8 protein-coding genes are annotated in these 8,671 nt (G+C 55.9%); 4 read left to right on the top strand and 4 right to left on the bottom strand.

Annotated elements, in window-relative coordinates:
- Positions 1–366 precede the first annotated feature (366 nt).
- The 4 genes from KZ498_RS23240 to KZ498_RS23225 all read right to left on the bottom strand — a co-directional run bounded on the left by KZ498_RS23240 (position 367) and on the right by KZ498_RS23225 (position 3,518).
- Entirely contained in the window at positions 367–630 is a 264-nt protein-coding gene (locus KZ498_RS23240) for a hypothetical protein (protein WP_312621970.1), read from the bottom strand.
- Positions 631–1,204: 574 nt separating this feature from the next.
- Entirely contained in the window at positions 1,205–1,396 is a 192-nt protein-coding gene (locus tag KZ498_RS23235) for a hypothetical protein (protein WP_312621969.1), read from the bottom strand.
- 136 nt (positions 1,397–1,532) lie between these two features.
- Positions 1,533–2,450, bottom strand: coding sequence for an alpha/beta fold hydrolase (locus KZ498_RS23230; RefSeq protein ID WP_396276190.1), 918 nt, complete (start codon positions 2,448–2,450; stop codon positions 1,533–1,535).
- 411 nt (positions 2,451–2,861) lie between these two features.
- On the bottom strand, positions 2,862–3,518 hold the full coding sequence (locus tag KZ498_RS23225; protein ID WP_312621966.1) for a helix-turn-helix domain-containing protein: 657 nt from the start codon (positions 3,516–3,518) through the stop codon (positions 2,862–2,864).
- 114 nt (positions 3,519–3,632) lie between these two features.
- On the opposite strand from KZ498_RS23225, the gene KZ498_RS23220 reads away from it, so the two are divergent.
- From KZ498_RS23220 to KZ498_RS23205, 4 genes are all read left to right on the top strand, one after another.
- Positions 3,633–5,276, top strand: coding sequence for an NADH-quinone oxidoreductase subunit D (locus KZ498_RS23220; protein ID WP_312621964.1), 1,644 nt, complete (start codon positions 3,633–3,635; stop codon positions 5,274–5,276).
- A gap of 2 nt (positions 5,277–5,278) precedes the next feature.
- Positions 5,279–5,572 (top strand): hypothetical protein, encoded by a 294-nt coding sequence (locus KZ498_RS23215; protein WP_312621962.1) that lies wholly within the window; start codon positions 5,279–5,281, stop codon positions 5,570–5,572.
- A 107-nt stretch (positions 5,573–5,679) separates the two neighbouring features.
- Positions 5,680–6,000 (top strand): DUF3784 domain-containing protein, encoded by a 321-nt coding sequence (locus KZ498_RS23210; RefSeq protein WP_312621961.1) that lies wholly within the window; start codon positions 5,680–5,682, stop codon positions 5,998–6,000.
- A 1,250-nt stretch (positions 6,001–7,250) separates the two neighbouring features.
- Positions 7,251–8,555, top strand: a complete 1,305-nt coding sequence (locus KZ498_RS23205) for an amidohydrolase family protein (RefSeq protein WP_312621959.1) — start codon at positions 7,251–7,253, stop codon at positions 8,553–8,555.
- The last annotated feature ends 116 nt before the right edge of the window (positions 8,556–8,671 follow it).

The raw sequence follows: 8,671 nt of genomic DNA, 5'->3' as shown, positions 1-8,671 counted from the left end.
CACCGAAACCGGCGTACGTGAGGCCCAATCCGGCAAACACCAAGTCGCTAGAAGAGATGGCCCACGTCGCTTGAACGAACCCAAGAACAACCATTAGGGCCCCTATCACCGACCTCTGTTGTTTTTTGTCCATTTGAGTGGCCGTACGTGTGGATTGGCTAATAAATGTCTTCTACCAATCGATAGAGAACTCGGTCAAGCATGCCGAGAGAAGCACGACCAGCTTCCTAGAGAGAGCTGCTCCCTGTGCTTAGCCTGAGAGGCACAGGTGGCAATCAAATACACAGATACCGAGCCAAAGGACAGTACCCACAGAATTGATTTCAGAACCCTTCGGACGAACCAGCTGCTCAGTGGGTCTGGGAATTAGTCAGTTACCGGGTCCGCAGTAGCGTCCTCGTTGAAGACATGTGCAAGTCCTTTTGAGAAGCCTGAGAACGCAATAACGGTCCCGAGAAGGAAGATGATTGCATGTACCAGAATAAATCCGGGCGACGTGGAGACTCCCCCAATTTCGGGATTTGCCTGCATGTAACCGTACCAGAGGTATGTTTGTGTCGCGTACCCCATTATGAGGAGTCCGAGACCACCACCGAGGGCGTACGTAGTGACTGAGAAGTCGGAATCCATCTTCTTTCAGTATTTCCAATCTTGGAGACAAATGTTTTGTGTAGTTACTCTTCTCAGTAACCGATACTGGAGTCGTCTGTATTGAACACGGTTGGGCCTCTGAATAACGCGACATGGCGCTTCTGAGGAAAGCAGTGATATCGGGATGCGAGCCCGGCACTATACCGAGCAACCAGATACTGGGGCTCGGATAGGTCCTTTTCAGGACAATTTCACCATGAATCGAGATGGTCGTATATTTTTTGCTTACACCTGTTTCCCCTCTACCGAGCACTGCGTCTGGCTGAAAGGGAGATATGCCTCTGTGCGAGATCGACGCCCAGTACTGAACGTTAGAGAGGAGCATGTAGAGATAATCAGGAGCAGTTCCTTCGAGAGAGCTGTCACCGTTATTAACGAGAGACACACGAGCGGAAATTGATCATGTAGATACGGTGGCACAGACAGTACTCACATAGTTAATTTCAGAGCTGGTGAGACGAGCCAACTGCTCAGTGTGCGTATACAGCATGAGATGATTACGAACACATCAAAAAACCGATGAACAACCGAACCGAGTAGTGTGCCTTCGTGATCAGTTCTTTCTCTCCCGGTACGCGATTGCATACAGCGCAAGCGCGGAGAGAATCGTCCCCATCGCTGCGACAAGCATTACACCTGAAAACAGCCCTTCGGTCGTTGCTGCAGCAGCAAACATAATTGCAGCGCTGCCCGCGACAACACCACCCTGCCATGTCCTGTTTCGACTCTCTGTCTGGGGAGTCATACTCTCCAGTTTCGGGGGTCGCACAATAACTCCAGCATCCGTGTTTCACTGTATGCAACCGTACTGCTGAAACGGACGACTGTAGGATTGAATCGTATCGGATGCCACTTGCAGTGATGCATAGAATTGACTTTGTTTACGAGAGATGGCGGCATAGCGCTTCACTAACCTCGTCACGTTCATGATGTACCCAATGTGACGCGTCAGGAAACATCTGTAGCCGACCGTCGTCACAGTAGTCGACGCTCTTTTCGGCCACTGAGGGGAGAAGTGCTATATCGTCCTCTCCCCAGCAAATCAGCGTCGGCTGAGTGACGGTGTCGCGTGGTGGACTGTCCGAACGACGGAATCCACGGTACCAATTAATTCTCGGTCTGATTCCAGTGTGGCGCCAGGCCGACTTATACCAGGTAATCGTTTCTTCGTCGAACGTTCCGGGGTTGGAGGTTATTTCGAGAGAATCTACCATATTGGCCATATCTTTTCGAGCCAACATCCACTCGGGGAGTTTCGGTACCTGATAGAACCAGACGTACCAGCTCCGTGCGATTTGCTGGGGACTGGATCGTAACGTATCTCGATACACTGTCGGATGTGGGACGTTGAATATCCCGAGTCGATCGACCATGGAGGGGTGACGGAGTGCGACGTTCCATGCGACGAACCCACCGAAGTCGTGGCCAATGATGTGGGCCGATTCTCGTCCCTCACTACGGATTAATTCGCGCACGTCAGCTACGAGTTTCGATTGTCGATAGGCATCGATCCCGTCGGGTGCGTCGCTCAGATTACAGCCCCGCTGGTCAGGGACCACCACACGGAAATCGGCCTTGACGAGCGCACGGATCTGATTGCGCCAGCCGTACCAGAAATCGGGATGTCCGTGCAGGAGGACGACCAGTGGCGCATCGGGGTCGCCGGCGGTGACGACGTGTAATTGCACGTCGTTGATGTTTCGATAGGTGGACTCGACAGCAGGATCGCTGAGTAACGATGCATCAGTGTTTGTGACCGTGTTGCCGGTCGTGGGCGTGGATGATTCGGTGACTGACATCGTGTAAGTAGAAATATGAGGCAAAACTGAATACGAGAACTGCCCCACCGATGTGGCTCCTTTTAAATTTTGCAGGGCACTCATAATAACCTACAGCGCGGAGGGTCTCGTATAATATTCTAGCACCTCTCCCGGAGCAACGCTGGTGGCGATTTTAATCAAGTTCAGGGACACGTACCGGAGACAATGAACTCTGAATCGCTGAAAGCCACGTTAGTCGCCATTCTGTTGTGGGCGCTGGTGGTATCGGTGTGTCAACTGGCTCGGTACAGCTGCCACAACAGGACGCGCCGACAGAATCACAGCGGACTCCGACTACTACGGTGGACACCCCTGACGGGGGTGATCAGACTGCGGAAGAGAGCAATGTCACTGTGGCTGCTATTAGTGGGTAACAATTGTGATACCAACTCAACGGATGATTTCGCTAAAGACACGCTGTTCGACCTTTCGGAGGTGTTCCCCAACCGTTCCAGGGGTAACTCCGACAGCCTCACTGATATCCTCAAGCGATGCCCGCCGGGGTTCGTTGTAGTATCCCAGTTCAACCGCAGCTTCAAGCACTTCTTCCTGCCGAGATGTGATCATGCTGCTGAACGCTTTCCCGTCGGTGTCGTGTTCACCCGTTGCCAGAATATCAAACGACATATGGTCCGCTTCTTCGGCATAGTCGTATAGCTTCTTGAATATCTCCTCGGTCCCCAGGTACGTTATCTTGAGGTTATCTTCGGAAGTGAACCGGATCGGTGTATCGACCACCAGAAGCGATTCCCGCTGTAGTTCTAGCGCCCGGCGTACGTTTTCGGTCGGTTCAAACTGACTCACGGCCGTCCAACGGCTCTCTCCAGCGGTGAGGTAACTGATAACATACTCCGAGTCTTCCATGATTTCCTCGTAGCGTTGCTTATCACCGCTTGCTTCGGCGAACAGAAGTACGGTATCGTCATCGAGAAGTTCGATATGATGGATCGCTCGTCGCCTGATAGAAGGTTCGTTTGTCAGCTTCTCACCAAGTGGATGGAACGCGCCATCCTCGTTCGGTTTGGCCAGTACCGTGAGATACCGCATACTGCCACTGAGAACGTGTTAGTGTAAATTGCCATTGATTCTGGGTATTTATATTCCACCATGAGTGTGGCAGGTTGCCTACTGTTCTATGCCGAGATGAAACACCTGTGAACGATGCAGCAACAAGACCACCCCTCCGTCAATCGACCCATCGAAGACGCGATTTCGACACTCCCTGCTGATGCTATTGTCGGTCGAGCTACCCACGAGAACGCCCCAGCCGTGGTGATTCGGGCCGATCACGTCCAGACAGTTCTCTCGACACTCCGATCAGATGCGGGATTCGATCACTGTTCGTGTGTGACCGCTCAGGAGTACGAAGACCGCTTCGAGACGGTGTATCATCTCACCAGCTACGACGATCGGACACGCGAGCTATCGGTCGTGATCCCGACGACGAAGGAGAACCCAGTTAGCGAGTCGGCTGCACCGGTCTACAGTACGGCCGAATGGCACGAACGGGAGGCATACGACCTCGTCGGTATCGAGTACGAGGGACACCCTGACCTGCGGCGGATTCTGCTGCCGGAGACCTGGCAGGGCCATCCGCTGTCGAAGGATTTCAATCAGAACCAGCCCCAGATCGTTCCGCTCAGAGAAAATGCCAACCCGCTGGAACAAGACCAGCGAGAGGGAACCGATACGATGCACCTGAACATCGGGCCCCATCATCCCTCGACCCACGGGGTGCTCCACCTCAACGTCACACTCGACGGGGAGACAGTTGCGGATGTCGAACCGGACATCGGCTATATTCACCGCTGCGAGGAGCAGATGTGCCAGAAGGGGACCTACCGCCACCAGATCATGCCGTACCCGGACCGCTGGGACTGGGGCGGGGCGGGTCTGCTCAACGAGTGGGGATACGCACGCGCCATCGAAGATCTCGCCGACATCGATGTCCCGGAATACGCGCAGGTCATCCGGACGATGAGCGCTGAACTGTCTCGAATCCTCTCACATTTCCTGTTCACCGCCATGTACGCTCTAGACGTCAACGGTGAATTCACCGCAGCGTTCATGTACGGCTTCCGAGACCGCGAGGCGGTGCAAGACATCCTCGAAGACCTGACTGGCCAGCGGCTCATGTTCAACTACTTCCGGGTCGGCGGGGTCGCATGGGACATCCCCGAACCGCGAGCGGAGTTCTTCGAGAAAGTGCGCGGTGTCATTGACGACCTGCCTCAGAAATTGACGGAGTATCATACCCTGCTCACGGGGAACGAAACGTTCCAGCTTCGCTGTGTCGACACTGGTGAACTTCCGCCGGAGGTCGCAAAACAGTACGGGGTCACCGGGCCAGTCGCTCGTGGCTCCGGCATCGACTACGACATCCGACGGGACGACCCCTATGGCTACTACGACAACCTCGAGTGGAACGTCGTCACGGAAGACGACTGTGACAACTTCGCTCGCGTGCTCGTCCGATTACGGGAAATAGAGGAGTCGGCGGCTATCGTGGCCCAATGTGTCGACCTCCTTGAAGACTGGCCGGAAGACGAGCGCACTTGTCAGGCCAACGTTCCGCGGACGCTGAAGCCGACTGGCGAGTGTTACAGGGCTGTCGAGGGTGCGAAAGGCGAACTCGGTATCTATATCCGTGCCGACGGCACCGACACCCCTGCTCGGTTCAAAATTCGCGGGCCGTCGTTTTCGAATCTCTCGGCGCTCCCCGCCATGGCGAAAGGCGAGTACGTCGCCGACCTCGTCGCGACGCTTGGGAGTCTCGACACCATTATGGGGGAGGTGGATCGGTAACGATGTCTCCCTCGTCACTGTGGCGTGACAGCTCAGAGCGACAGGTGACGTGCATCGCTTGCGGTGAAACACTCAGTCGAGAAGACGCCCGCGAGTACGACAAATACGGCGACCGCTGGGACCGCGATGGCAAGGAGTTCGAGTATCTCTGTAAGCCCTGTCACCGTGAGTGTTGCACCCAGAATCGGGACGGTCTCGAAGAGACACTCATGGCGGCTGACGCCGGCCGAACCGACCGCAAAACGTTCCTCAGACGGTTCTGCAGCCGGGCAGCCGACGACATTGAACGGAACTGAGACGCTGAAGATATGTATCCTACACATGTGGACCATGCTGACCTGGTTCCGAACAGCTGTGACACCACCAGTATCCGCAAGATCGCGCAACTCGGGGGTGATGCTCGGTGATAGAACCCTCCGCGCTCGCGTTCGAATGGCTCGCTGCTGGCGGCCTTGTGGCAATCGCGGGAGCGCTGGTAAAGTTCCGAGGGTGGACGTTTCTCTTGGCAGGATACGACACGACGTCGCCTGTCCCAGACGACGTGGTCCAGGATATGGCGGGAAACACCGTTCTCCGTATCGGTATAGCCGTCTTCACGTTCGGCCTGCTTGCGTCCGTGACTGGTGTACCATCGTATCTCAATCCGCTGGTCGAGGCGGCCATCGTACTTGACGTACTGCGGATGATTTACCGACTGAACACATGGACACCACAACTGACATAGCAGGATGAGACAGTCAATGGACGGATTTTGTCGACCGATCACACTGGGAAGTGACGGCCTGGAATCGTCTGTGGACTACCGACGCCGCTCAGTCCTCGGAATGGCGGGTGGCGCTCTCTGTGGCGGATTAGCCGGTTGTGGCTCCCAACTCAGTGCGACCCCTGACCCAGATGGCGTCCGTTTGACCGAAATAACCGTGTTGAACCGTGCGACCGCCTCACACCGCATCGATGTGGTAGTTCGAGATGATAACACAGACCGTGTGGTGTACTGGAATCGATTCGATGCGCCGGCAGCGACGGTCGATGGCGAGACAGACAAACTCGATTCCGTCGGACGAACAGTCTGGACCGACCCCGTTTCGGAACCCGGCAGCTACAGCGTTTACGCAGACGCCGATATTACCAGCGAAGCAAACAGTAACAACTGGGCAACCACTGAGCTGCCAGCCTCGTCCAACACTGCTTGTATGGGTGTGGATATTATCCTAAGCCGCGACGAACAGGTGCGACTGCAGACGTATTCACGAAGTTGCGAGTGAGGTAATGGGTGCCGACCGCCTCCGTATCGATGACTGGAGGCGTGCTCGTTAAGTTAGAGAGTTCTCCAAATCCGAGGCATCTTGACAAGTCCGTGAAGGCGGAGCTGGGACTCTCTCAACATCATGAACAGGCGTGTAGATCCCTGCAATCCGTCAGCTATGTGCGACGCTGGACGACCACCCCGAAAAACGACTGGCCGTGTTTCAGCCCGAGAAACGCAGATATGTGGTTCAAGTTTGGTCACGGTATACTCATCAACTGTGAGTATGTTTCGGCGAGGAAGGGGGGTGCACAGCGCTGGAAGGGCAAATAGTCTGCTGATACCTGCACATGCCCCCGACAGAACCGTCCCCCCGTCAACGCAGCGGCAGACCACCACAGCGAGTGTGATTCGCGATGACCGACACCGACGACCAGAATCAACGGATTAGACCAGGCGAGCGGGCAGCAATGACGGACCGATTATCGACGAAACGGGCGCTGGGAACGCTGACACCGTCATCGCAAGGGTGACCGGCTTCCTCTGGAAACGTAACTGATAATCAATCTTAAACGACCATGACTGATCTCCTGATTCACGATGCGACTGTTGTCACGGTGAATCAAAACCACGAAATCTTTCGGAACGGCTCCATTCGGGTGACTGACGGGGTGATACGGTCAGTTGAACCAACCAAGCCCGGCAGTCGACCCTCGGCGGCGAAGTATGTGGTCGATGCCGATGGCAAGGTCGTGATGCCGGGCCTCATCGATGCGCATCGACATACGGATTTCACGCTCGTTCAAGGCCTGTTCAGTGACCTCGACGGTGAGGAACTGCTCAAGGAGGCAATGTCGCTGTACCACACCGCCGAGGAGGCGCTCGGGGAATCGTTTTTCGAGACTGCGTGGGACCTCGCCTGTCTACGACAACTCACCCACGGTGTCACGACGGTCAACGCGATGGATTTCACACCGGAACTCGGTGCGGCCGCCATCGGGAAGGCGGGGTTACGAGGGGTGATCGGACCGGAGCTCGCGGACTTTCTGAAAGCCGACTCGCCGGCCGAGCAACTCGCAGATGCTCGGGAGTTCATCGAGACGCATCACGACACCCACGACGGGCGTGTCAGAGCGAGTATCGCGCCCGGCGGCGAGGCCGGCTGTTCACGACAGCTCTGGGAGGGAGTCGAAGAACTCCGGTCGGAGTACCCGGACCTCCGCCTGCACACCCATCTATACGACTCCTCAGAGGCAGGCACGTTGGCGGCTGGAAGCGGTGCCGACGACCCGCTGGATCTGCTCGAAACGTTCAATCTTCTCGATGAGCGAACGCTCCTGACCCACCTCCTCCACGCGGATCAATTGGACGCGCGACGTATTGCCGATGCGGGAGCGCACGTGCTGCACTGCCCGACCGTATACAGCTACTTCCAAGCTGGGGAGCGAACATGGTTCCCGCTCCCGGCACTCAAGGAGTCCGGTGCGAACGTAGTCATCGGCCTAGACGATCCGTTCTGGTTCGATTCTTGGGATCTAATTCAGGAAGCCAAACATGCCCGACTGCTGTCCAATTTCGAATACGGAGCGCAACAATGGTCATCGTACGACCTTCTCAGAATGCTCACCATCGATGCTGCACGCGCACTCGGTTTAGACGACCAAGTCGGGAGTCTTGAACCCGGAAAGCGAGCTGATTTCATCGTAATTGATGTCGATACCCCCCGTCACCAGCCCTATAGTAATCTCCCCTCAGTGTTGATGAACACAGTAACCGCTGGGGACGTTGAGACGGTCGTCGTTGACGGTGAGGTTCTCATGGAGGACCGAGTGGTAACATCCCTGGATGTCGAGAATGTTCGTGCAGCCGCAAAACGGGAGCGAGACCGCCTCCAGACACATACCGGCTGGGAAACCTCACTTGGTGGCAGCACACCCCCAGACAAGTCAATCCTTCGGCGCGTTTCCGGACGACCCCTGCTGAGAGTGATGAAACAGTACGGTCGCGGTGTCGTCAACCAATACACAAGGTGAGCAGAACAGCCTATGGATACGAGTAACTGCCCTCGGAAGAGTGCCTCCACCAGTCTGGATGGAGTGATCTGACCGACAACCCAACCTATTCGCGTATCACCGAGTGAGGCGGCTTT

Source organism: Haloarcula sp. 1CSR25-25 (genome assembly GCF_032027985.1).
Classification (GTDB): Archaea; Halobacteriota; Halobacteria; order Halobacteriales; family Haloarculaceae; genus Haloarcula.
Note: the sequence above shows the minus strand (reverse complement) of the source record. Positions and strands in the feature narration are given on the sequence as shown.